This is a genomic window from Bradyrhizobium australafricanum, from assembly GCF_020329495.1.
GTDB lineage: Bacteria > Pseudomonadota > Alphaproteobacteria > Rhizobiales > Xanthobacteraceae > Bradyrhizobium > Bradyrhizobium australafricanum.
Window position 1 is genome coordinate 60317 of the sequence record NZ_JAGKJL010000030.1, and the last position, 21756, is coordinate 82072.

The 21756-nt window shown below is 64.2% G+C and carries 23 protein-coding genes, 1 tRNA gene and 1 pseudogene; 11 read left to right on the forward strand and 14 right to left on the reverse strand.

Going from position 1 to position 21756, the window contains the following annotated elements; all coding sequences use genetic code 11:
- Positions 1-42 precede the first annotated feature (42 nt).
- Positions 43-5250, reverse strand: a complete 5208-nt coding sequence (locus tag J6525_RS25145) for an alpha-2-macroglobulin family protein (RefSeq protein WP_225646708.1) — start codon at positions 5248-5250, stop codon at positions 43-45.
- Between the two features lie 288 nt (positions 5251-5538).
- On the opposite strand from J6525_RS25145, the gene J6525_RS25150 reads away from it, so the two are divergent.
- Positions 5539-5615: transfer RNA gene (locus J6525_RS25150), tRNA-Arg, on the forward strand.
- Positions 5616-5819: 204 nt separating this feature from the next.
- Here the strand turns inward: J6525_RS25150 and acuR are convergent.
- On the reverse strand, positions 5820-6452 hold the full coding sequence (acuR, locus tag J6525_RS25155; RefSeq protein WP_092083915.1) for an acrylate utilization transcriptional regulator AcuR: 633 nt from the start codon (positions 6450-6452) through the stop codon (positions 5820-5822).
- A 128-nt stretch (positions 6453-6580) separates the two neighbouring features.
- Here acuR and J6525_RS25160 point away from each other — a divergent pair.
- Positions 6581-6741 (forward strand): annotated as a pseudogene (locus J6525_RS25160) (transposase); the annotation flags it as partial.
- Here the strand turns inward: J6525_RS25160 and J6525_RS25165 are convergent.
- The 3 genes from J6525_RS25165 to J6525_RS25175 all read right to left on the reverse strand — a co-directional run bounded on the left by J6525_RS25165 (position 6728) and on the right by J6525_RS25175 (position 9755).
- The gene (locus J6525_RS25165; protein WP_376708561.1) at positions 6728-8521 is read right to left on the reverse strand and encodes an alpha/beta hydrolase domain-containing protein; all 1794 of its coding nucleotides are present in this window, start codon (positions 8519-8521) and stop codon (positions 6728-6730) included. The pseudogene J6525_RS25160 and the gene J6525_RS25165 overlap by 14 nt on opposite strands.
- Positions 8454-8972, reverse strand: a complete 519-nt coding sequence (locus J6525_RS25170; protein WP_092083911.1) for a hypothetical protein — start codon at positions 8970-8972, stop codon at positions 8454-8456. The genes J6525_RS25165 and J6525_RS25170 overlap by 68 nt, the downstream gene beginning before the upstream one ends.
- Before the next feature lie 585 nt (positions 8973-9557).
- On the reverse strand, positions 9558-9755 hold the full coding sequence (locus J6525_RS25175) for a hypothetical protein (RefSeq protein WP_225646710.1): 198 nt from the start codon (positions 9753-9755) through the stop codon (positions 9558-9560).
- 870 nt (positions 9756-10625) lie between these two features.
- On the opposite strand from J6525_RS25175, the gene J6525_RS25180 reads away from it, so the two are divergent.
- Complete coding sequence (locus tag J6525_RS25180; RefSeq protein WP_225646711.1) at positions 10626-11096, forward strand: DUF992 domain-containing protein; 471 nt, start codon at positions 10626-10628, stop codon at positions 11094-11096.
- 664 nt (positions 11097-11760) lie between these two features.
- On the opposite strand, the gene J6525_RS25185 is transcribed toward J6525_RS25180, so the two are convergent.
- Both J6525_RS25185 and J6525_RS25190 read right to left on the reverse strand, forming a co-directional pair.
- Positions 11761-12000, reverse strand: a complete 240-nt coding sequence (locus J6525_RS25185) for a YdeI/OmpD-associated family protein (protein WP_225646712.1) — start codon at positions 11998-12000, stop codon at positions 11761-11763.
- Positions 12001-12020: 20 nt separating this feature from the next.
- Complete coding sequence (locus J6525_RS25190; protein ID WP_225646713.1) at positions 12021-12434, reverse strand: SRPBCC family protein; 414 nt, start codon at positions 12432-12434, stop codon at positions 12021-12023.
- Between the two features lie 232 nt (positions 12435-12666).
- Between J6525_RS25190 and J6525_RS25195 the strand changes: the two genes are divergently transcribed.
- Entirely contained in the window at positions 12667-12972 is a 306-nt protein-coding gene (locus J6525_RS25195; protein WP_026192799.1) for a hypothetical protein, read from the forward strand.
- A 16-nt stretch (positions 12973-12988) separates the two neighbouring features.
- Here J6525_RS25195 and J6525_RS25200 read toward each other — a convergent pair whose 3' ends face one another.
- The 3 genes from J6525_RS25200 to J6525_RS25210 form a co-directional block, all read right to left on the reverse strand.
- Complete coding sequence (locus J6525_RS25200) at positions 12989-13624, reverse strand: 2-dehydro-3-deoxy-6-phosphogalactonate aldolase (protein WP_225646714.1); 636 nt, start codon at positions 13622-13624, stop codon at positions 12989-12991.
- Positions 13625-13634: 10 nt separating this feature from the next.
- On the reverse strand, positions 13635-14549 hold the full coding sequence (locus tag J6525_RS25205; RefSeq protein WP_225646715.1) for a 2-dehydro-3-deoxygalactonokinase: 915 nt from the start codon (positions 14547-14549) through the stop codon (positions 13635-13637).
- Positions 14550-14689: 140 nt separating this feature from the next.
- Complete coding sequence (locus J6525_RS25210; RefSeq protein WP_026192800.1) at positions 14690-14905, reverse strand: hypothetical protein; 216 nt, start codon at positions 14903-14905, stop codon at positions 14690-14692.
- Between the two features lie 209 nt (positions 14906-15114).
- Between J6525_RS25210 and J6525_RS25215 the strand changes: the two genes are divergently transcribed.
- Complete coding sequence (locus J6525_RS25215) at positions 15115-15291, forward strand: hypothetical protein (protein WP_166205288.1); 177 nt, start codon at positions 15115-15117, stop codon at positions 15289-15291.
- 15 nt (positions 15292-15306) lie between these two features.
- Here J6525_RS25215 and J6525_RS25220 read toward each other — a convergent pair whose 3' ends face one another.
- The gene (locus tag J6525_RS25220) at positions 15307-15582 is read right to left on the reverse strand and encodes a hypothetical protein (protein WP_141340610.1); all 276 of its coding nucleotides are present in this window, start codon (positions 15580-15582) and stop codon (positions 15307-15309) included.
- 404 nt (positions 15583-15986) lie between these two features.
- Between J6525_RS25220 and J6525_RS25225 the strand changes: the two genes are divergently transcribed.
- Entirely contained in the window at positions 15987-16211 is a 225-nt protein-coding gene (locus tag J6525_RS25225; RefSeq protein ID WP_225161950.1) for a hypothetical protein, read from the forward strand.
- A 208-nt stretch (positions 16212-16419) separates the two neighbouring features.
- Entirely contained in the window at positions 16420-16776 is a 357-nt protein-coding gene (locus tag J6525_RS25230) for a DUF6481 family protein (RefSeq protein ID WP_225161949.1), read from the forward strand.
- Positions 16777-16832: 56 nt separating this feature from the next.
- Here J6525_RS25230 and J6525_RS25235 read toward each other — a convergent pair whose 3' ends face one another.
- Entirely contained in the window at positions 16833-17066 is a 234-nt protein-coding gene (locus tag J6525_RS25235; RefSeq protein WP_016842498.1) for a pentapeptide MXKDX repeat protein, read from the reverse strand.
- 369 nt (positions 17067-17435) lie between these two features.
- Here J6525_RS25235 and dctP point away from each other — a divergent pair, with 369 nt between their 5' ends.
- From dctP to J6525_RS25250, 3 genes are read left to right on the forward strand one after another with little or no spacing between them, the layout of a single operon-like run.
- Positions 17436-18458: a TRAP transporter substrate-binding protein DctP gene (gene dctP, locus J6525_RS25240; protein ID WP_057016540.1), complete on the forward strand. Its 1023-nt coding sequence runs from the start codon at positions 17436-17438 to the stop codon at positions 18456-18458.
- Complete coding sequence (locus tag J6525_RS25245; protein ID WP_092083895.1) at positions 18455-19009, forward strand: TRAP transporter small permease; 555 nt, start codon at positions 18455-18457, stop codon at positions 19007-19009. The genes dctP and J6525_RS25245 overlap by 4 nt, the downstream gene beginning before the upstream one ends.
- A complete protein-coding gene (locus tag J6525_RS25250; protein ID WP_225646716.1) occupies positions 19006-20364 on the forward strand; it encodes a TRAP transporter large permease in 1359 nt (452 codons plus the stop codon). The genes J6525_RS25245 and J6525_RS25250 overlap by 4 nt, the downstream gene beginning before the upstream one ends.
- Positions 20365-20402: 38 nt before the next feature.
- Here J6525_RS25250 and J6525_RS25255 read toward each other — a convergent pair whose 3' ends face one another.
- A complete protein-coding gene (locus J6525_RS25255) occupies positions 20403-20540 on the reverse strand; it encodes a hypothetical protein (RefSeq protein ID WP_225646717.1) in 138 nt (45 codons plus the stop codon).
- A gap of 80 nt (positions 20541-20620) precedes the next feature.
- Between J6525_RS25255 and J6525_RS25260 the strand changes: the two genes are divergently transcribed.
- Positions 20621-20821, forward strand: a complete 201-nt coding sequence (locus J6525_RS25260) for a hypothetical protein (RefSeq protein WP_225161947.1) — start codon at positions 20621-20623, stop codon at positions 20819-20821.
- Between the two features lie 18 nt (positions 20822-20839).
- Here J6525_RS25260 and J6525_RS25265 read toward each other — a convergent pair whose 3' ends face one another.
- Entirely contained in the window at positions 20840-21691 is an 852-nt protein-coding gene (locus J6525_RS25265; RefSeq protein WP_225646718.1) for an SMP-30/gluconolactonase/LRE family protein, read from the reverse strand.
- Positions 21692-21756 lie beyond the last annotated feature (65 nt).

Consider the following 21756-nt stretch of genomic DNA (forward strand, 5'->3'; position numbering starts at 1 on the left):
AACCCGGCCATGACGAGAAGAGTTTGCGGCGCGCGTCCTTGTTCATTTCGCTGGCTTCACCTCAACCGCGCCGGTTCCGCTGCGGCCGTAGCGCGAGGGATTGTACATGTCCTCGACATAGGCCTGCGGCAGCACATATTTGCCCGGCGACACCGCGCGCACGACATAGGCGACCGTGAACACCGCTTTGTCGTTGGCGCCCCGGTCGATCGCCGCCGTGAAGCGGTCATCGCGGAACTCGGCGTTCTTCGGCTCGACGCCATCCTCGATCCACGCGAGCGTGCCGGAATCCCCCGATGACACCAGGTTCGGGTTGTCGATCTCGAGCCCGGCCGGCAGATAGTCGGCCACCATGATGTGCCCAAACTCCGGTTTTGCTTCCGTCACCTTCAGGACAACCGCGAAGCGGTCGTTCTGTTTCGCCTTGGAGACATCGGCCGGCTTGCCGTCGAGCGTGAAATAGCTGCGCTCGATCTTGAAGCCGTTGGAGGCCGCCGGCTCCGGCGTGACCGGGGAGCCCGACACCGAGATCACCGCCTGTACCGGTGCATCGCCGGTATTGGTGATCCTGAGCGGCTGGCCGGTCATCTCCTCGGCCTTGTAGCTGCGATAGACCGCGGTCTTGACCGGCTGTCCATTGATGTCGAGCGCCAGCGTTTCCTTGGCGAGCGCCCGAGCCGCCAGCACCATCCACGCATTTTCCTGCGTCGAGGTGTAGGGCGACAGTCCCCGCGCCGCCTCGACCCGCAGCACGGCTTGGGTCAGCGTGGTGCGCGGTGCATTGCCTTCGCCAGCGAGCGAGACCAGCGCAGCAGCATCGCGCAGCGCCGAGCCGTAGTCGACCCGGCCGAACTCGATCACGGGTTTCGGGTTCAGCGCATCGAGCGCGGCACCATAGACCCGCTCGGCCCTCGCCTTGTCGCCGACCAGCGCCAGCGCCGCCGCAAGCTGGGCCTTGGAGATCGGGGTCGCCAGATTGTTCAGCTTGGTGTCGGCGAGATAGCGCAGATCACCGATCGGCGCCGCGCCGTTGCGCGCGAGCACATAGAGGCCGTAGGCCAGATCGCGGCCGCCGTCCTTCTCCGGCTCGTTGGCATTGACCACCGAGTTCCTGACGCGGTCGAGCGCGTTCTTGAACAGCACGTCCGGCACCGCAAAGCCCTTTTCGCGGGCCCGGGTCAGGAAGTCTGTGACGTAGGCATCGAGCCAGGCGTCGTCGCCGCCCGCGGACCAGAGGCCAAACGAGCCGTTGGACCCCTGTCGAGCGAGGAGCCGCTCGATCGCGTCGCGGATGCGCTGGTCGACCGCGGTGTCCATCGCAAGATGGGCACCGGCGGCAAGGTCGTTGACATAGAGCAGCGGCAGCGCGCGGCTGGTGATCTGCTCGGAGCAACCATAGGGGTAGCGGTCGAGCGCCTTCAGAATGCTCGCGGCATCGAGCGCGGTCGACAGGCTCGCCGAGACCGAAACGCTGCCGGTACCCGGCACAAGATCGGAGAACATGTCCGAGGTCAGCGTCAGGCTCTCGCCCTTCGCCAGCGTGCGGATCGAGCGGCGCGCCAGCACTTGCGTCGCCGGCTTGACGTCGAGCGCATAATGCCGCGCCAGCGTCAGCCCATTCGGCCCGGAGATGTCGACGTCGAACTCGGCACGTCCGGCGCCGCCGGCCTCGAGACCCAGCGACAGCGAGGAGCGCTGCTTGGCGGCGAGCTTCACCGTCGTGGTCGAATTACCGGAAGCCTTGATCGGGCCGCTCGCCTTGACGCTGATGGCGTAGTTGCCGGCTGCGCCTTCGACATTGTCGATATCCATGCTGATGGTGCCCTTGTCACCGGTCAGCAGGAAGCGCGGCAATGTCGCGGTCACCACCACGGGATCGCGCACGATCACGTCGACATTGGCGCGGCCAACCTTGGTTGCGCTCCACGCCACCGCCATCACCCGCGCGGTGCCGGCAAATTCCGGGATGTCGAAGCTCACCTCGGCAGTCCCGTCAGGCCCGACCGTGACGATGCCGGAATAGAGCGCCAGCGGCTTCTGCGTCGGCGGCGAGCCCTGGAGCTCGGCGCCGGCGGAGTCGCCGCCGCTGCGGATCTGGCCCCGTGTGCCCTGCATGCCGTCGATCAGCTGGCCGTAAAGGTCGCGGATCTCGGCGGTCAGGCGGCGCTGGCCAAGGTAGTAGTCGTCCGGCGCCGGCGGCTTGTAATTGGTCAAATTGAGAATGCCGACATCGACCGCGGCCAACACCACCTTGGCGTCCTCGCCGGGATTGAGCCCACCGAGCTTCACCGGGATCTTCAGCGTCGAGCCCGGCCGCACCAACGCGGGCGGCGACAGTTCGACTGCAAGCGTGCGCGCCTTCTTGTCGATGCCGAACCATTTCAGCCCGATCGCGCGGCCGGGCATGCGCCCGGCGGCGACATCGAGCGGACGACGCAGCGTCGTCATGACATAGGCGCCGGTGCCCCAATCCTTGCCGACGGGGAGCTTGACCTGCTGGGTCCCCTCCTTGACGTCGACGCTTTGGGTGGTCAGCAGGCGGTCGCCAAGCACGTAGACCGTCAGCTTGCCTGATGTGCGCGCATTGACTGACACCGTCATGGTGTCGCCCGAGGCATATTCCGGCTTGTCGATCGAGGTTTCCAGCAGATCGGGCGTGTCGGCGCTGCCGTCGGAATACCAGCCGACGTCGAACTGCACCGAGGTGACGGGACCGTCGGCGTCGGTCGATTTCACGTCGAGCCGGTAGCGACCGGGCTGCGGCTGGAAGGTCAGGCGCATCGGCTTGTCGGCGGCAAGGTTGACGTCGCCGTCGGCAACGCGGCGGGTCGACTTGACCGGCTCATACTGCCAGGACGAATTCTGCCGGTACCACTGGTAACGCGACTCCAGCTTCAACAGCTCGTAGCGCAGCCCGTTGCGCGGCAGCTGCTTGCCGTCAGGCGCGACGAACACGACGTCGAACTCGGCCTTGTCGCCCTCGGCCACGCTCTTGTCTCCGAACAGCGGCTTGACGCCGATCAGCGAGGCAGCCGGGGCCACCGGCAGCACGATCTTGCGCTCCACCGAGCGTCCGCCGGTCTCGGCCATGCGGATGTAGATCTGGGCCTCCTGCGGCCGGGTCGACGTCGGCACCTTCTCGAGCTTGACCGGGAAGGTGGCCGCGCCATTGGCATCGGCTTCCGGCAGGTCCTCGATCGGGGTCCGCTCGTTGCTCGCGGTCTGCTCGTCATCGACGCCGAACTGGTAGCCGGCATAACCGGGCCGGCCGGACGCCGCGGGCGCGACCAGCATGTCGCCCTCAAGCTGCAGACCCGAGGCCGGCGCGCCGTAGAGGAAGTGGCCGGAGACCTGAAGTTCCACTGGAACTTCAGCTTTGATCACCTTCTCCTTGCTGGTCAGATCGAATTCGACCCGTTCGGGGATGTAATCCTCGACCATGAAGGTGGTCTCACCGACCGACGAGCCCTTCGGGTCGGTAAAGACCCGGGCGCGCCAGGTACCGGTCGGCACCGCCGAATTGAGCGCCACCGCCAGCATCCGGCCGCCGGCGCCCTGGTCGGGCAGCACGGCGCGGCGGAATTCGACGCCGTCGGGGCGCTCGATCACCATGGTCAGCGGCGTCCCGGTCAGGGCGTTGCCCTGCCCGTCGCGCAGCAGCGCGGTCAGATAGACGGTCTCGTTGGAGCGGTAGACGCCACGCTCGGCGTAGACGAAGGCGTCCGCGCCGGCCGGGATCGCCCGGCCCGCGACGCCGCGGTCGGTGAGGTCGAACGCATTGGTCTTCAGGCTCAGGAAGGCGTAGTCGGCCTTCTCGCCCGTGACCGTCAGCAGCGCCGGCGACAACCCGCCCTCGCCCCGGGCCAGGCCTTGCTCGAACAGCACATGGCCGGCGGCATCGGTCTTGCGGGTCGCCAGGATCTCGTTGTTGCGGGCGACCAGCTTCACGTCGGCGTTGGCGACCGGTTCGGTCGAAGCCAGCGAGTTGACGAAGACGTGGATACCGTCATTGCCGGAGAAGGCCGACAGGCCCATGTCCGAGACGATGAACCATTGCGTCGCCAGCGTGCCGTCGTCGTCGGTGCCCGGCCCCTTGGCCGCGGCGGTCATGACATAGACACCGGGTTGCAGGTCGCCGAGCGCCTGGTCGACCGGAAACGCCGTGACGACGTCCTGGTTCAGCGTGGTCGCTGTCGCAAGCTCGCCGGACCACACCTTGACGCCGCGCTGGTCACCGAGATCGGAGAGCTGGTAGCGGCTCAGCGTGCTCTGGAAGTCGCTGTCGATCACCGTGTTGATCAGGTTGCGGTCGCCGATCCGGAAGACGTCGACCTTGACCGCCGGCGTGTTGACGCTGACCACCGGGATACCGCGCTGTCCGGTCCGCGGCAGCACATAGGCCCGTCCGGTGAACCGTACGAACGGCTTGCGGTCGCGGACATAGATGTTGAACTCGGCCGATTTCGGCAGAGTCTCCTTGACGGTCGAAGGCAGGCCGGCGCGCAGATTGATGTTGTAGCGCTCGCCGTGCTTCAGCCCGTCGAGGCAGAGCTGCTGGCCTTCCGCCGACAAGGCCGGCTTGTCGGTGCCGGCGAGCGCCAGATAGGGCGCGAAGTCGACGCGCTTGGCGAGCTCTTCGGAGAACTGGAAGCAGGCCCGCGGCGAGGCCGCGTCGGAATCGACGGTATAATCGAGCAGCCGGAAACCGTGCTCGTCGCGCATCTTCTCGTACTGGCCGCGGACATCGGCGACCTCGCGCATGTCGAGCGACAGCCGCAAGCTGTCCAGCGCCGGGCGCCACAGCTTGCGCTCGGCAAGCGCTTTGCCGAGCACGGCCAGCGCGTCAGCCTCCTCGCCCGCATTGCCGGCGCGCTGATAGGCGATGTAGGCGGCGGTGGAGGCGCGCTCCATCAGGAACGTCTGTTCGCTGGAGCTCGCCGACCGGATCTGGAAGATCGTCCTGGCGAGGCGCAGCCAGTTGGCGCCGTCCTCTGGCGTGGTCGCCGCGATCTGGCCGAGAATCTGCAGCCCGCCGCGGAAATCATTGCGCTTGAAGGCGGCGTCGGCGTCGGTGCGCAGGGTCGCGGCCGATTTGTTGACCGCGCCGGCCTCGCTCTTGATCTGGGCTTCCAGCTTGATCGCGGAATCGGCGAGATCGTCGCGCTTGAACGCCTTGTCCGCGGCCTGGGCGCTCACCAGGGCGAGCAACAGCGTGGCGCATATCGTGGCGGCACGAACCAATCCGATCATGATGGAGCTCCTGAACGCCCCGCGGTCGAACGCCGCGTTGGGGCCAAAAGTGCGCGAAAAGGTGACGGAGTGAAGGCGCGGACATGAACGGACGAAAACGTCGCAGATCGCATTGCCGACATTCCTTTGACCGGCCCCCGGCGGCAGCGTCGTGCGGCTCGGCAGGCTGGACAGGCCAACGCAGGGCGGGCGCCCTGCTCGCCTTTGTCGTTCGACCACAAAAATCGGTTCGGACGGACTTGGCGGAAAAGCGGATTTTTCATATTGGCGGTGCTACAAGGCCGCCACGGTCCCGTAGCTCAACTGGATAGAGTAGCGGATTTCTACTCCGCGGGTTGCAGGTTCGAATCCTGCCGGGATCGCCAGATTTCAGAGGCCAAAATTCCTTAGATTTCAAAGGCCTTTAGCTGGTTTGCGGCGCAAAACTAATTCACGCTTTGTGTAGAACAGATGCCGAGCAATGCAGCTGTTTGACGCCAAATATTGCACCAAATCCCCGAAAAAATCACCGAACCAATTCGCACAGCGAAACGATTGCTTGATATTGAACGACCCAATGACAAAAAGGCTCATTTACTGAGGAGCTTGAAAAAACCTTTCGAGAAGGAGTGAAGCGGTTCGGAACGGCGCTCGAGTTTGGCGCGCAGGACCGCGCCCTCCCAGCCGATCCAGAAGAATTCGGCAAGCCAATCGCAATCGTCGCTGGAAGAGATCGCACCCATGGTTTGAGCAGACCTCAAGCACTTGGCTGTCCGCTGCTGCCAGTCGATGAACACAGCGAATAGTTGCTGACGAAAAGATTGTGGAAGTGCGCCCATCTCCTGGCCAAGATTGCCGACCAAACAGCCGCGCGTATAGCGGAAGCGTTTCATGGCAAACGCAGCATCGTCGGTAAAACCCCTAAGCCTCTCCAGCGGGGGATGTTGCTCGTTCAGGAAGAAGCTGTCGAGCTTCCGCGAAAAATAGGCAGCGTAGCTGTCGATCAGTTCCGCTCCAAATGCTTCCTTGCTCGGAAAGTAGTGGTAGAACGAACCCTTTGGCACGTCGACGCTACGCAAGACTTCCTCGATTCCCGTCGCGGAATAGCCCTTCTCCGTCAGCATGACTACACCTGCACGGACCAGCGCGTCACGGGTCGCGCTAGTGCCGGCAAGTTCTCTCGGTGGTCGCCCGCGACGGCGGAGAGGCAGCGTCTTGCTCATGCAGATTATAATAGACCGATCGTCTAGGCGAAGGAAGCAGCAAGTGACGGCGCCTGCTTGGATTGATCTGCTCCCCTAAAACGCCCCGGTTTTAAGTTACGGTTCTGTTCTCCAGTGAAGAGACGACCATGCGTAAGAGCAGGTTCTCGGAAGAGCAGATCATCAAGGTGCTGAAGGAGCATGCTGCCGGTCGTCGCCAGGTGATCCGTGTCGGAAGCACGGTATCAGTGATGCGACGTTCTACAAGTGGCGATCGCTCGTGACCCGGGCGTCCCTCAGCGTGGCGCGTCATTCGCAGGGGCGGGTGCGAACAGTTTGCTCGACGCGGCTTCCTGAACGATCACCGCGGCATCTTCCGGCAGCATGAGGCCGCGCGTCACGAGGTCCTGCGCGGCGATGCGGATCCGGTTCACGTAATCGTCGCGGGTGCGATAGCGCTCCTCGATCGACGGACGGGTGTCGGGCGTGCGTTCGCGTTCCGCTTTCGTCGCAGCGAAGGGCGATAAGGATCCAACCAGCATGCAGGTGAACGTCTGCGGCTGGTTCTGTCCGCCATTAGTGCCGGTCGGCACCGCGATGTCAGGCAGCCGGACGCCGCCGAGCGCGTTGCCGTCCTGATCGCGCTTCGGCACCTGGATCACGGCAGCGGAAAGCGCGGTCGGTGCGCGCAGCGCGGGCGGATCGCCGCTCGCGGTATCGAGCGGCATCAGTTCGCTGGCGGGCGGCTCGGCGTTGCGGCTCACCCAGTCATCGAGATGCAGCAACAAGGCCCGCGACAAGGGAGCCCAATCGAGACGGCCGGGCGATTGCGTGCACGTGGGCGCCTTTAGAACCACCACATGCGAGCCGCCGGCGACATCGTACATCCGCACATTGGCGGGGAGCGGCTGGTCCGCGGTACCGGACGCGCCGGTGCGGCCGAGCGAAGCGCGCAGCGAGTAGTAATCCGTGGTCGAGTTGACCAGCATCATCTTCGGCGGCACCTCGCCGCGCGCCGCGACCTTGGAGGTGATCTCGCCAATCGTGAGCGGCCCGTCATTCACGCCGGGAAAGTCCGGATTGGCGAAGGTGGGAGCCTCTTCGCCGCTCGATTTCGGCCCAAGGCCGGTCTGCAGGATCGGAAGAAGGCCAGCGGCCGAGACGAACACATGCATGCCGTCGAAGACGCGCCGGTTGCCCACCATGTTGAAGCCGTTCAAGAGAAAGGTCTTCAGGAAGCGTCCGTCCTGGGATTTGCCGCTCGCGAGCACGCGGCTGATAGCGCCCTTGAGCGGGTTCGGCGTTCCTCCGGCGTCAGTGGCTGCGTGCGCGAGGAAATCCGCGGCATCGCGCACGATCGCAAAGCCTACCCCCTCGACGTAGCGCGTCTTGCCGTCGCTGTCGGCGAACGAAGGTAGCTCCGCGCCCTGTCCGAGTTCCCAATGCACCTCGGCGATCGCAAAACCGTGGTCCTGGAGAAAGCCGGTGCCCTGCTCCAGCGTGCCGGAGAGAAACGGCGCGTCGCGCGGCGAGTTGTAGAGCGCCTCGGCGTAGACGCGACCGCGGTTGGGCACATCCACCAGCAATGCGCCGTTGCCGGCGCGCAGAGCCGCCGGCATCATGAGAATGATCTTTGCCGCGTAGTCGATGCGCCCGCGTTCATTGCGCGCCGCCTTGTCGATGCCCGGAATGGCCTCTTGCGGCGCCAGGTCGCCATGGATCATGCCCTGCCAGATCACATAGTCGCCGGTGCGAAACGTACCGTACGGCTGCTTCGAGGTGAATTCGATTTTGGTGACTTCCGCGGACGCAGATCGCGTCACAGCGATGAGGCCGAGCAGGCAGAGCAGAAACGACACGATGGGCCTGTTCAGGTGCAACATTTGGAATCCTCCCGGCTTGATCGCCATGACGTTTTGGTGTCGCCGTTGTCCAGATATCGTCACAGGGGGAGACATCGTGGAAACGGACATAATGGACCGGCAATTTCTCACCGGTCCATCGCCTGTCGCGAAGACCTTCTCACTCCATCCAATAGTCGATGTCGGTCTGATTGGCATTGACGCCGGCCTTCGGCTCGGACGGCCCATGGCTGCTAATGATGCCACGAATCCTGGCGAGGCTACCTGTGCCTCCAGTAATGACGCCCGATGTCATGTTTGTAAGCTTCCCGTCTCCACTGCTTTGGGCGACCAGAGATGTCCTGACAAAAAACTTGTCGCCATTCTCCAGTATCCAGACGTTGTAGATGAGGGCCGGACCATTGTTGTCGATGTAGTCTGACATGCCGCGCGTCCACTGCTCTTTCAACTTCGACCCGTTGATGAGGGGGGCATCGTTCCCATAGATCCGCCGAATTTCGAAGAGCCGAGCTTGATGTCCCGGAATATCGCCAACATCGATGACATGTTGTTGGGTGTATGTCGTCTGAGTTGCCGGGGTATCATAGCTGACATGGTGCTTCTGCTGGGCCATGGCCACCGGAGCGGTCAGAGCCATTGCGAGAGCGATCGTCATTCCAAGCGCGATCTTGCGAACCATACGTGACCTCTCTTGTGGGAAACCAGCCAACCGCGAAGGAGTCGGCGGACGCTGTTTATTGAAGATGTCTCGATCAATCCGTCGGCGCTCGGCAGCGACCGAACTCCGCCAAAGCCGATATCACTGCATTTTACCGAGACCCATTAAATTAGACCGATCGTCTAGTACTTGGCTGCGAGCGATTTCGCGAATCACTCTTTATTGACGACTCGTCGGGACACGTTTCCTGCGGCGAAGGCAGCGTCTCGATGCCCGACGTCAACGACGAAGGCGAGCGCCACGCGCGGATCAGGTACGGCACCTGACCTGCGGACGCGCGAGCTGCAGCGAGAGCAACTTCGACGGACAGATTGAAAGGTCGCTTATTGACCAAAGGGTCGCACAGCGGTCGCTAGTGGCCCAAAGTGTAGCGGCTTCTCTCGTGCGCGATTCAGCGCGATCATAGGCAATGGCCCCGATACATCACCCGATGCCGCTGTCAGGCGGCGATCGCAAGCGCCAACGAAAGAACTGGCGCGCGCCCGGGCGGTGACCATCATCCTCGGGCCGCCCACTAACCCCGGAGCCGCCCTCCAGAGGTTTTGTTCAGATGAGCCTGAAGGTGATTGCGATCAAGAAGAACACGATCAGCCCGATGCCGACCAGCTTGAAGATATACGGGGCCTCAACGTCGTCGCCGAGCCGCTCGAAGGACGGCCCCCATAGGACCGTTGCGACGAACCCCAGAACAAGGAGCGTGATCGACAGGATTGTGGAGGCGGTGTCGCTAATCGAGGATCCCATCTGGACATTCCGCTCCTTGGATGTGGTTGAGAAATTTACAACATCTACGGGTTGAGGAAGAGTTTCCGACGCGCCCAACCCACTTGCCGATAAGCGATTGATTTTGTTCGCTGCGGGATGTCCTGTCGGGATCGCCACCCTCCCTCCTCGATGAAACCATTTTCCTGAAGCCGCGAAGCCGGCCGGAAACAAACCCGGCGTAGTGTCCCGGGCATTGGACCAAGGGGATTAGGTCATGTGGGATTTCATCAACGAATTGTATCGGGATTTCTGCCTGGCTCGCCTGCAGGAGATGCGGAAGCTCGAGCATCATATCTGAGCGGGCAGAGCATCGGTGGCGATCAGCCGTTCTCGCGCCGCGGCTTGGATCACCCCGGACAATCGGACCTTCGCCAGCGCACAAGCAGCCAACACCAATCCCATCGCGGCCCCCCAGTCCCCGTATGATTACGGGGGCGCTCGAACCTTGGCGCCGGTTTTGCAGACACAAACATGACTGGGATTGCGGGCCCAGATTGGAACAGGCGCCGCCGGGACAATGCATTTCGAGCCCGGCGGCGTAATTTTTCGGGGCAGGCTCACCACCGAGATCCGAACGGCCTGACGTCAGTGCCAGGACCGCTGCCTTGCTTCGCCCGCGGCCTCTCCTGCCTGGAAATCGAGCACGCTCGTTCGACGTCGATAGACCCACCATCGAGATGTCAGCCGCGACGACGACGAAAAAGCATCGCCGTTGGTCGATCGTTTTCCTCCTGGTCGGTCGCTCGCGAACGTCGACCGTCGGCAGCAATCAAACCAATCTCTAAGGCTCTCTTAACCACAAACGAAGGCCGCGCGCGGGGGCATGGGCCGATCGCGCGTCGATCCGCGTTGTCCGGCACCATGCTTATCACAAGCCGTGCGATCGCCTCTGCGGTGTGTGGTGCGGCGGTTCTCGCTGCGCCGCTCGCAGCCGCCGATGCGCAGCAGGTGCAGGCCGGAACGCTTGAGTGTCGTGGCGGCCCCGATACCGGGTTCGTCGTGGGTCCGGTGACCAATCTCAATTGCGTGCTGCACGTCGGTAGCACGCCGGACAGTCGTTTTGTCGCGGCCATCCGCAACCTCGGCGTTTTGATCGGAGATCAAGAAGTCGCCATGACCTGGAAGGTGATGGCGCCCGTGCCGTGGCTTGGAAGCGACGACCTCGCCGGCGGCTACGCCCGTGCCGACGGCGCCGGCGTCAACGTTCTCGCCGGCGGCACGAATACGCCGATCACGCTGCATCCGTTGAACGAGCAGAACGTCCCCTCAACGCCGCCTCTGAAAATCGAGAACCTGGAGATTCGGCCGGTGGACCGCTGACCCTGAGCGCAGCCAGGCCATGGCCGGCGCGGCCGCCGGAATGCACAACGCCGTCCGCTTGAAATAGATGCGGACGGCGCTGGCCCTAGCCCCAGGAAGGTGATGCAAAATCCTGACAGCTCCAAGTCTGCACACTTTGTGCCAGCGGCGCATGTCCCAAATTGGCTATCACGCGGCTTGGCCCAAATGGGCCATTTGGAAACACAGAAACAAAGATAGGTTAGGCATCGAGGCGCCGGCGACGGTGCCTCACGACCAAAGTGTCTACTTGGCCTCAGCGTGGCCCACGCGCTGAGGCCTTTCTTTTTCGATGTTCGCCGTGTGCCGTGAGATCACTCGCGTCTTTATCATTCAGCGCACGAAACGATTCCGTAGTTCTCCGTGCGTGAACAAAGTTCCGGCGGCGATTGAGGGACTGATCGCTTTCCGTTCGTGCGATTGCAGGTTCCACTTGCCGTGAGCGCCGGCAGCGCGCTTCGCAATTTCTTAATCCGAGAATGTTTCTCTGGAAGATTGTGAGTGCGCGTGTCCGCCGTCGATTTTTTCAGGACCGCGATGGACGATTCCGAGATCGTCCTTTTTCTTCGATGAGGATTTCGCACGACCAAAACATCACGCGAGCGATGCGGACGCACGGCGTGCGGCGATCACGCCACCGAGAGTCTCACTTTGGTTTGCTCGGCCGATGCGCCATTCCCATATACACCCCACCGGCTTTCAATTCCGCCAGCATCTGGTCGATCCGCTTGCGCCGTGTTGCAGTTCGCACGCTGCGGCCGATCAAGTGCAGATAGTCGTTGCGCTGATACGGCGGGCGCGCCTTGAACGCCTGCATCAGTCCAGTCGCATCGAGCTCGTGGCGAATGCTCGCCGGCATCGCCGCGCGCGGTCGCTTCAACGTCACGCCGCCCTCCGATCGCCGGATCAGGACTGCCGCTTGGCTTCGACGTAACGCTTGAAGTTGTCCAGGATCGCCTGCCAGCCGCCGCGCTGCTGCTCGACCGAATGAGTATCCTCGCTGTCGAAGCTGACCTGCACCTTGACGCCGCCGGTCTCCGGCGTGAATGCGACCTGCGCGCTGCGATCGCCGAACGAATATTCGAGCAGACGGGGCTCCTCGACCCTGGTGTAGGTGCCGGCGAAATCGAACCCCATGCTGCCGTCCTTGGCTTCCATCCGCGACGAGAACGCGCCGCCGGTGCGCAGGTCGACGGTCGCGGCGGTCGTGTGCCAATCGTCGGAAGCCGCGTTCCACTGCTTGATGTCGTCGGGCGTCGTATAGGCGCGCCAGACATCTGCGATCGGCGCGGCAACGGTCGTTTCGACAGCAATCCTCATATCAATTCCCTCGTCGCGATGGGTGAAGCTGACGCGCCTTCCGGGCGGCGCCGGACCGCGGCCATTCTATTAGGGCCATGGACGCCTCCGTCAAATGGCAATGCCCGGGCCACCGGGAACATGAGGAGATCCGAGATGCCATTCAACCAACCAACCGGTGCGTGGTCGCCACAAGAATTTCGTCAGGAATGACCGTGTATGCAAGACGGGTCCAATGCCCGGAGAGCCCGTCATGCGGAACCTGAACACTGTCCTGAGCAAGCTGAACGACCGCCTGCTGCGGCTGGAGGGCGAACTGTTCGTGCTGCGATCGATCGCGCGCGCCGCCCTCACCGCCGGCGACGAGTCCGCCGTCCGCACCCGCAAGCTGCTCGAAGGCGCAAAGCTCGCGCTCTCGGACGAAGCCGAACGGCCGCTGGACGCCGCGACCGGGAAATACGTCGCGGCCGCGATCGCCATGGTCGAAGAGCTGCTTGAGAATCCCCGCGAGGCGGCCCCGCTGTTCAGGGTGATCGACGGCGGCAGGCGCGACGATTAGCGCGCTTGCACCGAGCCTAGCCGGCGTCCCGCACGGCCCTGTCATACGCCTCGATCGTCACCCTTGCCCTGACCGCGATATCCGCGGCCGTCATGCCCGGCTTGTAGAGGCTGCTGCCGAGACCGAAGGCGCGAATGCCCGCCTCCACATACTCGGCGAAATTCTGGTCCGAGACGCCGCCGACCGCGGCGATCATCACATCCGGCGGCAGCACGGCGTGGATCGCGGTGATGCCGGCGGCACCGAGCACGCTGGCCGGAAAGAATTTCAGGCTCGACGCTCCCGCGCGCGCGGCGAGCAGCGCTTCCGTCGGCGAGAATACGCCGGGCATCGTGATCATCGCATGGTCCCGGGCACGCGCCAGCACCTCGACATCGACATTCGGCGACACCATGAGGCGGCCGCCGACGTCGTGCAGGCGATCGACGTCGGCTGCGGTCAGCACCGTGCCGGCGCCGATCAGAACATCGGCCGGCGCGCGCTTCGCCGCGATCTCGATCGAGCGGAACGGCTCTGGCGAGTTCAGCGGAATCTCGATCGCGGTCATGCCGGCGTCGAGCAGCGCGCCGACGATGCCCAGCACCTCGTCCGGCTTGACGCCGCGTAGGATCGCGACCAGCGGGCGCTTCATCGGCGGAAACGGAATACTCATGCGTTGATCCTCACTTCTTCCAGATCGCCGCCGCCGCTCCGGCGAGGCCACGGCGAACCGCCTCCTCCGCATCCATGACATTGAGCGGAATCGAAAGGGCTTCGAGCGCCATCTGATAGAGCCGCTGCAACCGGCCCGAGGCAATCAGCGTAACCGGCGCTCCCTGCTTCCGTTCCGCGAGGCCCGCCGCCAGCTCGACGCCGATCAAAGTGCCCGAGATCGTCTCACGCGCGGCCTGTGCGTTGCCGCCGAACAGCAGCTGGCGCGACCGCACGCGAAACAGCAGATTGGCCGCCAGCGCCGGCGCCGCGAATGCCGCCGCGACCGCCGCGCGGAACGCATCGCCGTCAACCGCTTCCTCGGCGCCGGCGACGGCGTGCGACAGGATGGTGTCGCGCGCGACCGCGCTGAACAGCTCTCCGGTCATGAAGGTCGCAAAGCGTTCGACCGTTCCGCCGCGGACCCTCACCCATTTGGAATGCGTTCCCGGCATGCAGACGAGCGCCTCGCCCGGCGCATTCAAGCCGAGCGCCCCCAGCAGCTGGGTCTCCTCGCCGCGCATGACGTCGGGCGCGGCGGCATCGCGCTGCGCGATCCCGGGCAGGATACGGATCTCGCGCGCCTGCCCGCCGACCACGACGGCGCCGTTGAGGATGTCCATCAGATGCGCCGGCGTATCGATATAGCCGGCCTCGACCCAGCCCTGCCGCGCGCCGGCCATGCCGCAGATCACGACCGGCAGGTCGGCCGCCGCGCCCAGCGCATCGAGATGCGATTGCAGCACGGCCGCAAAGCCGGTCCTGGCTGCCGCGGTCATGCCTTCATCGCTGCGGCGCTCACCGAGCACCTTGCCACCGGCGCCCGTCAGCCAGAGCCGGAAGCTGCTGGTGCCCCAGTCGACCGCGACATAGGAAAGCCCGCTCATCGCGCCCTGTTACACGCTCTCAGTGTCCCGCGCGCCGACGGCGCCGCTGCCAGACGCGATAAAGGCGATCATCGCGCCACGCAAGGCGGCTCGGTGGCGTGACGCCACGAAGCTTCGCTGGCATCAGACGCGCGGATCGATTACCGCGCGCCCTTCAGCGTGCAGGAGGTCGTGCAGGTCGTCACGTTGCCGCGGTCACATTTGATGCAGGCGTTGACGCACTGATCCATGACCTTGGGATTGTACTGACTGTAAAGATTGGCCGCACAGCTGTTGGTCGATCCCGTAACCTCCGGGTCGGACCAGCAACCGGACAGTAAAAATGCTGCGGCACTCAAAATGGCGACCTTGCGCATAAGGCCTCCTGCCACGCCGTATCCGGAGTAATGTTGCAAGTAACCTTGATGGGTTAGGTTAAATTTCGGTTTCAATTGCGGCCTTATTCGGAAGCAGTATTGCTTATCCACCGGACATTTCCCCAAGGTCCGGGCCCACACCGGCAAGGCCGTCAGGCGACCCCGCCTGGCGGCTTTGTTGCCCAGCAATGCACAAGGAAACCAACAAGATGGCCCGAAAGCCGCGGTGGTCGTTCAAGGAGGACCGACGACTGATGGAACTGGCACGCTCGTCGAAGTCGCTGGAGGAGGTCGTCAAGGCGACCGGCCGCTCGCCGGAGCGGATCAAGAAGATGGCGATGCGCCTCGGCCTGTCGATCAAGCCGCGCAGTACCACCAAGAAATGACTTGAAATACGGCCGCTAGAGTTCTGGCGGACAATCGTCCTTCGCCCGCACCGGGATCGCTCTGACCTCGCCCTGCGGCTTGGCCTCAGCCTCAGCCTCCGCCTCGGTCCCCCTGGTGCAGGTGGTCAGCACGAAAGCAACCCGGCTGCATTGCCATTCCGGCCCGAGCGCCGCATTGGACACCGGCTCGGGCGACGCCAGTGTCAGGGATAGATACGCCACCAAAACGGCACCCGCCGCGCCTGCGGCAGCCAGCGCCGCGCCCTTTCCGGACCACAGCTTGGACATCATGGCCTTGGTTCCCGCCGATCTCCAGGAGTCGAGGCAGCCCGCCTGTCCGCGTGTGATCGGAATCACAACCGGGATCAAACAGTTCAGCCCGAGTCTTTGGGGTTGATGTGGGATCGATATTGCACTGCCGCAAGACGGGTCAGCGCGCCGGCTCGATCACATTACAGTTGGTCTCAGCGCGCCCCTTCTGCTGCCTCCGTCGTCGGATTCGCTCATGCCCGCTTCGGTTCCCGATTGCCATGGTCTGCATCATGACCCTTTGCATGGTTGCGTGCGATCAATTCTGCAACAGTCGCACAACGAAATGCACGGCCGCGGCCGTCGGCACCGCAATTCCGTTGCGCGCCAGGGGCGACTCGCGAAAGACTACTCGCTGAAGTGGAGCGCGTGTGCGGGGCGTGCCGATGAGCGAACAAGAAGCGACGACGTACGACTATCAGCGTTACAGGCAGTTGCTCTCAGAGGCTGTCGATGAGAGCAGCAGGCAGCGGCTGATCAGCCTACTGATCGTCGAAAAGGCGCGCGACAGGCTGGAAGCCCAGCGCGCCTCGGACCGGAGCGCAATGACTGCCGAGACGGTCGCCAAAGTCCTGGGTAACGGACGACGCGAGCACCTCCAGCGCGGCTGAACTTTTCAACAGCCCTTGTTCAACAGCCCTTGGTGACCAGCCACTCACCACGCGTCCGCGGGGCGAACGATGGCCGCTTGACGCTGGCTCATATCTCCCTTGCTCCACAGCCCTCCGTTCACCACTGGCAATTTCGTCGCCATTCACTTATTGAAACGCCGAACCAACCCCATCCATCACCCGAACAGAAAGCAGCAAGGCTTCCTCTATGAGTGGCTTCAAGGAACCGGGTTTTGCCGACCGCCAGAAAGCGGCCCTGCAGGCGCGGCAAAACCTCCTCAACAAGTTTCGCGCCCAGCCGGGAGCTGACGATCCCGCTGTGAAGGCACGTGCCGAGGAGCGCGCGGCGATCGCCGAACGCCGCACCAAGGCCAAGGAGGCCCGTGAGGCCGAAAAGGCCGAGCAGAAGCGCCGCGAGGAAGAGGCCGCCGCCGCCGACGCCGCCCGCATTGCGCGCGAGAAGGAAGAGGAAGCCGCCCGCGAGGAGGCGCTGCTCGCCGAGCAGAAGGCCAAGCGCGATGCCCGCTACGCGGCACGCAAGGAGCGCGGCAAGAAGAAGCGCTAAGGCGCAACCAGGCCCGCCAGAGCGGCGGGCCTGCGGACAGCGGGCGATGACGGCAGTCAGTTCTTCTTCATGCCGTCGTCTTTCTTCATCATCGCGCCGCCGTCCTTCTTCATGGCGTCGTCCTTCTTCATCATGCCACCGTCCTTCTTCATGGCGTCCTTGGACATCGTGTCTTCCTTCTTCATCGCGTCATCCTTGCCCATCTTGTCCTGAGCGAAGGCGGCGGGCGCCAGCGCCAAGCTGAACGAGAGCAGCGCGGCGGAAAGGCCGAGGCGGGTCTTGGTGGTCATGGTGATGATCCCTTGTGTGGTCGAATGTGAGCGCGACGACTTGCCGCTCTCTACTCGACGCACTTGCGCCGGCCGTCGTTACCTCCAATAACAAATTCTTGAAGCGGCGCGGCGCGATCACCGATGGATGGTCGCTCGACGGCTGAATAGCCACGGCCCGGCGCGCATCAGTGTGCACCGCAACAACGGCAAGGCTTGAACGTCAGGACTTGAACGTCAGGACTTGAACGTCAGGACTTGCAGCCCCGTATCGGCTCGCACTATCAGGGCGCCTCGAACTATCAGACTAGAGAATATTCACGCGAAGACCGGCTAAGCTAAAGCTCCGCGCCGGCCTAAAGCCACTCAAGAAGCTCTCAGGGGAGAACAATGCTCACACGCCGCCACGTCCTCGCTTCCGCCCTCGCCGCACCCGCCGTCCTGCGGATGGGCATCGGGACCGCGCATGCCGCGACCACGCTGAAGATCTCGCACCAGTTCCCCGGCGGCACCATCGACAAGGGCGACTTCCGCGACCGGCTGTGCAGGATGTTCGCGGCCGAGGTCGCCAAGCGGTCGGGCGGCGAGCTGACCGCCGAGGTCTACCCGAACTCGTCGCTGATCAAGACCAACGCGCAGTTCTCGGCGATGCGCAAGGGCGCGCTCGACCTCAGCCTGTATCCGATGCCCTATGCCGGCGGCGAATTGCCGGAGACCAATATCGGCCTGATGCCGGGCCTCGTCACCACCTACGATCAGGGCCTGCGCTGGAAGAAGGAGCCGGTCGGCAAGGCCTTGAGCGACTTCCTCGCCGACAAGGGCATTCTGCTGATCTCCTGGGTCTGGCAGGCCGGCGGCGTCGCCAGCCGCTCCAGGGCGATCGTGGCGCCTGAAGATGCCAAGGGCCTCAAGGTGCGCGGCGGCTCGCGCGAGATGGACATGGTGCTGCAGACCGCCGGCGCCGCCGTGCTGTCGGTGCCGTCCAACGAGCTTTACGCCGCGATGCAGACCGGCGCCTGCGACGCCGGCATCACCTCCTCCACCAGCCTGATCTCGTTCCGCCTCGAGGAGGTCGCGAAGTCGCTGACCTCGGGCGCCGGCGCCTCCTACTGGTTCATGCTGGAGCCGTTGATGATGTCGAAGGCGATCTTCGACAAGCTGCCGAAAAACCAGCAGGACATCATCCTTGCCGTCGGCACCGAGCTCGAGGCGTTTGGCCGCAAGGGGGCGCAGGACGACGATACCGAAGTCGCCAAGGTCTATGAGAAGGCCGGCGCCAAGGTCAGCGCGCTCGATGCAACCATTGTCGGCAAGTGGCGCGACATCGCGCGCGATACCGCGTGGAAGGACTATGGCGCCAAGACCGCCACCGCTGCCAACCTGCTGAAGCTCGCAAGCGACGTCGCCGCATGATGCATGGTCCGGTCGCGGATCAGGCCGAAACCGCAAGCATCGCCGCGGGCAACACGCCCGTGGCCTGGCTGGGGCGCGCGCTGTCGATCTGCAACAACATCATCGTGGTGTTCGCCTCGCTCGCCCTGGTCGCGGCCTGCGTGATCCTGAGCTACAGCGTGCTCGGCCGCGCCCTGTTCCACAGCCCGAACTACTGGCAGGACGAGGCGGCCGTCTTCCTCCTGGTCGGCGCCACCTTCATGACCTCGGCCTATGTGCAGAGCCAGCGCGGCCATGTCAGCATCGAGGCGTTCGTCGGGCTGCTCTCGGCGCGCGCCAACGCCATCAGACTGTGGCTGGTCGATGTCGCGAGCTTCGCGTTCTGCGCCTTCTTCGCCTGGAAGTCCTGGACCCTGGCACATGAAGCCTATGTCGACGGCCAGGTGTCCAACTCGATGTGGTCGCCGCCGCTCGCCATCCCCTACGTGCTGATGGCGCTGGGCATGACGCTGCTCTGCGTGCAGATCCTCCTGCAAATCATCATTCCGCTGACGGGTGGCGCGCGCCGATGACCGTGTTTGGTATTGGTATCTCCTACGGACTTGCCACCCTGTTTGCGATGTTCTCCGGCATGCCGATCGCGTTCGCGCTCGGTGCGGTCGCGGTCGTGTTCATGGCGATCTTCATGCCGGCGGCCTCGCTCGATACGGTGACGCAGAACGTCTACGAGGAGATCGCCTCGATCACGCTGCTGTCGATCCCGCTGTTCATCCTGAAGGGCGCGGCGATCGGCAAATCGCGCGCCGGCCAGGATCTCTATTCGGCGCTGCACGCCTGGCTGCACCGCGTGCCCGGCGGCCTCGGCGTCGCCAATGTGTTCGCCTGCGCCCTGTTCGCGGCGATGGCCGGCTCCTCGCCCGCGACCTGCTCGGCGATCGGTTCGGCCGGCATTCCGGAGATGCGCAAGCGCGGCTATTCCGGCGGCTTTGCCGCGGGGATCATCGCCGCCGGCGGCACGCTCGGCATCCTGCTGCCGCCCTCGATCACGATGATCCTGTTCGCCGTCGCAGCCGAGAAATCGCTGGGACGGCTGTTTCTCGCCGGCATCGGTCCCGGCCTGCTGCTGGTGACGCTGTTCGGCCTCTACGCCGTGTTCCGCTTCCGCAAGGAATACGCCATGGCCCGCGCCGTCTATGACGCGACCGGCAAGGACGCGGCGATCCTGCAGCATGACGAATTCACCATGGCCGAGCGCTTCAGCGCGCTGCCGCGCGTGATCCCGTTCGTGCTGCTGCTGACCGGCGTGATGATCGCGCTCTATGGCGGCTACGCCACGCCATCGGAAACCGCCGGCCTCGGCGGCCTCCTGGCGCTCGGGCTGATCGCCGTGATCTACAGCGTGTGGACGCCCAGCGACCTGTCGCCGATCCTGAAATCGACCATCCGCGAGTCCACCATGCTGATGCTGATCATCGGCATGTCACTGCTCTATTCCTATGTGATGAGCTATCTGCACATCTCGCAGTCGGCCGCGGAGGCGATCGTCGCAATGCACCTGCCGCGCTGGGAGCTGTTGTTTGCGATCCTCGTGATGGTGATCGTGCTCGGCTTCTTCCTGCCGCCGGTCTCGATCATCCTGATGACCGCGCCGATCATCCTGCCGCCGCTGCGCGCGGCCGAGTTCGACATCATCTGGTTCGGCGTCGTCATGACCATCGTGATGGAGATGGGCCTGATCCATCCGCCGGTCGGCCTCAACATCTTCGTCATCCGCAACGTCGCGCCCGACATCCCGCTGAGCGAGGTGATCTGGGGCACGCTGCCATTCGTGCTGCTGATGATGTTCGCAGTGCTGTTGCTCTGCCTCTTTCCGGAGATCTCGACCTGGCTGCCGAATCTGATCATGGGGCCGGACGGCGGGCGCTAGACCGCTTGCGCGCTGCGAGGACGCGGCAGACCGTAGTTTCAGGCAGCCTCCTGCTCGCGTTCCGCGAGCGCCCTCTCGATCCGGCGGACCAGCACCGCCGTCGAACGCCCCTCGCGCTGCAGCCGGCGGAGCTCGTTCCACAGCCTGATGATTTCGCGGTCTCGCTCGTCGTCCATGGCAGCACTCTCCCGGAGCGCGCCAATGTGAACGAAACAAGAACGAAACTCAAGGCCCCGAGATCAAGACGCAGTCGCTCGTGCAGGAACCAGAGCGACGCGGCGCGATTGGTTCCTTCATGAAAATGGCCAAGGCAATTCGCAGGCAGGCGCAGACCGCGGAGCGGGTTGCATTGACGACGGCCGACGCACTTGTCGCCAACCAGATGCGCTCCCTCGCCCGCGCCTTCAGGAGTCAGGCCGATATCCTGAAGAGGAAAGAGAAGAAAAAGAAGAAGTGAGACGCGCCTGCGGTCGGGTCAGGGATAGCCATCACCCGGCGAGTTGACCTCGACCACATCGATCCGCGACGCGGACCTGCCCTTGCGTAGCTCCTCGTAGGACGTCTCCGCGCTCAGGCAGAACAGCGTCCTGCGGTCCGCGCCTCCGAGCGCGCAGGCAAGCGCGCGGCGGCCGGACACCGTGATACGCTCGCGCTCCACACCGGTGCGATCGATCCGGACAAAAGCATCTTCCGTGAAAGACGCGACCCAGGTCGCCCCGTCGGCATCGAGGCAGATGCCGTCGGGATCGTTGATGCTGCCGAACCGCCCGCGCAGGGTCAGGCCGCCGTCCGGCGCGATGTCGTAATCGGCGAGACCGGCGCCATCCATTTCGGCAACGACGAGCCGGCGATGGTCGGAGGAGACGGCAATGCCGTTGGGAAACCGCAAGCCTTCCGCGACGACGCGGGCACTGCCGTCGGGCATCACGAGGATGATCCGGCCGACCGCTCCGCGGCGCTCCGGCGGCGGCGGCAGGTTGAAGCCGAGATCGCCGACATAGGCGCGTCCCTGCCCGCCGATGATCATGTCGTCGATCGTGCCGGTCGCGACCTCGGAGAGATCGGCATAGAGCGACAGCGCTCCATCGGAAAACCGCAGCAGCCGCTTCCTGAACATCGTCAGCACGACGATGTCGCCATCAGGCAGGACGCCGAGACCACACGGCGTGTCGTCGGTCAGCGCAGCATGCTCCTGCAACTCGCCCGACGAGCTGATGCTCAGAAGCGCCCGCGCCATGCAATCGACGAACCAGAGCCGCCCGCGATGCCAGCGCGGGCCTTCGAAATAGCGGCCGCCGTCGAGGATCGTTCTGAGGCGAGCCGTCATGACGCACCGGCTCGAGAAAAGTGATGTGGCAGTGACATCGGCAGCCCCCACGTGCGCTCGAGACG

Bases quoted from the DNA above. Each gene is read 5' to 3' on its own strand.
- J6525_RS25250 (WP_225646716.1), top strand. From the start codon at position 19,006: ATGACCGTGTTTGGTATTGGTATCTCCTACGGACTTGCCACCCTGTTT.
- J6525_RS25210 (WP_026192800.1), bottom strand. From the start codon at position 14,905: ATGCGCAAGGTCGCCATTTTGAGTGCCGCAGCATTTTTACTGTCCGGT.
- J6525_RS25175 (WP_225646710.1), bottom strand. From the start codon at position 9,755: ATGGGATCCTCGATTAGCGACACCGCCTCCACAATCCTGTCGATCACG.
- J6525_RS25215 (WP_166205288.1), top strand. From the start codon at position 15,115: ATGGCCCGAAAGCCGCGGTGGTCGTTCAAGGAGGACCGACGACTGATG.
- J6525_RS25200 (WP_225646714.1), bottom strand. From the start codon at position 13,624: ATGAGTATTCCGTTTCCGCCGATGAAGCGCCCGCTGGTCGCGATCCTA.
- J6525_RS25165 (WP_376708561.1), bottom strand. From the start codon at position 8,521: ATGGGCCGTCCGAGCCGAAGGCCGGCGTCAATGCCAATCAGACCGACA.
- J6525_RS25235 (WP_016842498.1), bottom strand. From the start codon at position 17,066: ATGACCACCAAGACCCGCCTCGGCCTTTCCGCCGCGCTGCTCTCGTTC.
- J6525_RS25225 (WP_225161950.1), top strand. From the start codon at position 15,987: ATGAGCGAACAAGAAGCGACGACGTACGACTATCAGCGTTACAGGCAG.
- J6525_RS25255 (WP_225646717.1), bottom strand. From the start codon at position 20,540: ATGGACGACGAGCGAGACCGCGAAATCATCAGGCTGTGGAACGAGCTC.
- J6525_RS25205 (WP_225646715.1), bottom strand. From the start codon at position 14,549: ATGAGCGGGCTTTCCTATGTCGCGGTCGACTGGGGCACCAGCAGCTTC.
- J6525_RS25190 (WP_225646713.1), bottom strand. From the start codon at position 12,434: ATGAGGATTGCTGTCGAAACGACCGTTGCCGCGCCGATCGCAGATGTC.
- J6525_RS25265 (WP_225646718.1), bottom strand. From the start codon at position 21,691: ATGACGGCTCGCCTCAGAACGATCCTCGACGGCGGCCGCTATTTCGAA.
- J6525_RS25230 (WP_225161949.1), top strand. From the start codon at position 16,420: ATGAGTGGCTTCAAGGAACCGGGTTTTGCCGACCGCCAGAAAGCGGCC.
- J6525_RS25195 (WP_026192799.1), top strand. From the start codon at position 12,667: ATGCGGAACCTGAACACTGTCCTGAGCAAGCTGAACGACCGCCTGCTG.
- J6525_RS25220 (WP_141340610.1), bottom strand. From the start codon at position 15,582: ATGATGTCCAAGCTGTGGTCCGGAAAGGGCGCGGCGCTGGCTGCCGCA.
- acuR (WP_092083915.1), bottom strand. From the start codon at position 6,452: ATGAGCAAGACGCTGCCTCTCCGCCGTCGCGGGCGACCACCGAGAGAA.
- J6525_RS25245 (WP_092083895.1), top strand. From the start codon at position 18,455: ATGATGCATGGTCCGGTCGCGGATCAGGCCGAAACCGCAAGCATCGCC.
- J6525_RS25145 (WP_225646708.1), bottom strand. From the start codon at position 5,250: ATGATCGGATTGGTTCGTGCCGCCACGATATGCGCCACGCTGTTGCTC.
- dctP (WP_057016540.1), top strand. From the start codon at position 17,436: ATGCTCACACGCCGCCACGTCCTCGCTTCCGCCCTCGCCGCACCCGCC.
- J6525_RS25170 (WP_092083911.1), bottom strand. From the start codon at position 8,972: ATGGTTCGCAAGATCGCGCTTGGAATGACGATCGCTCTCGCAATGGCT.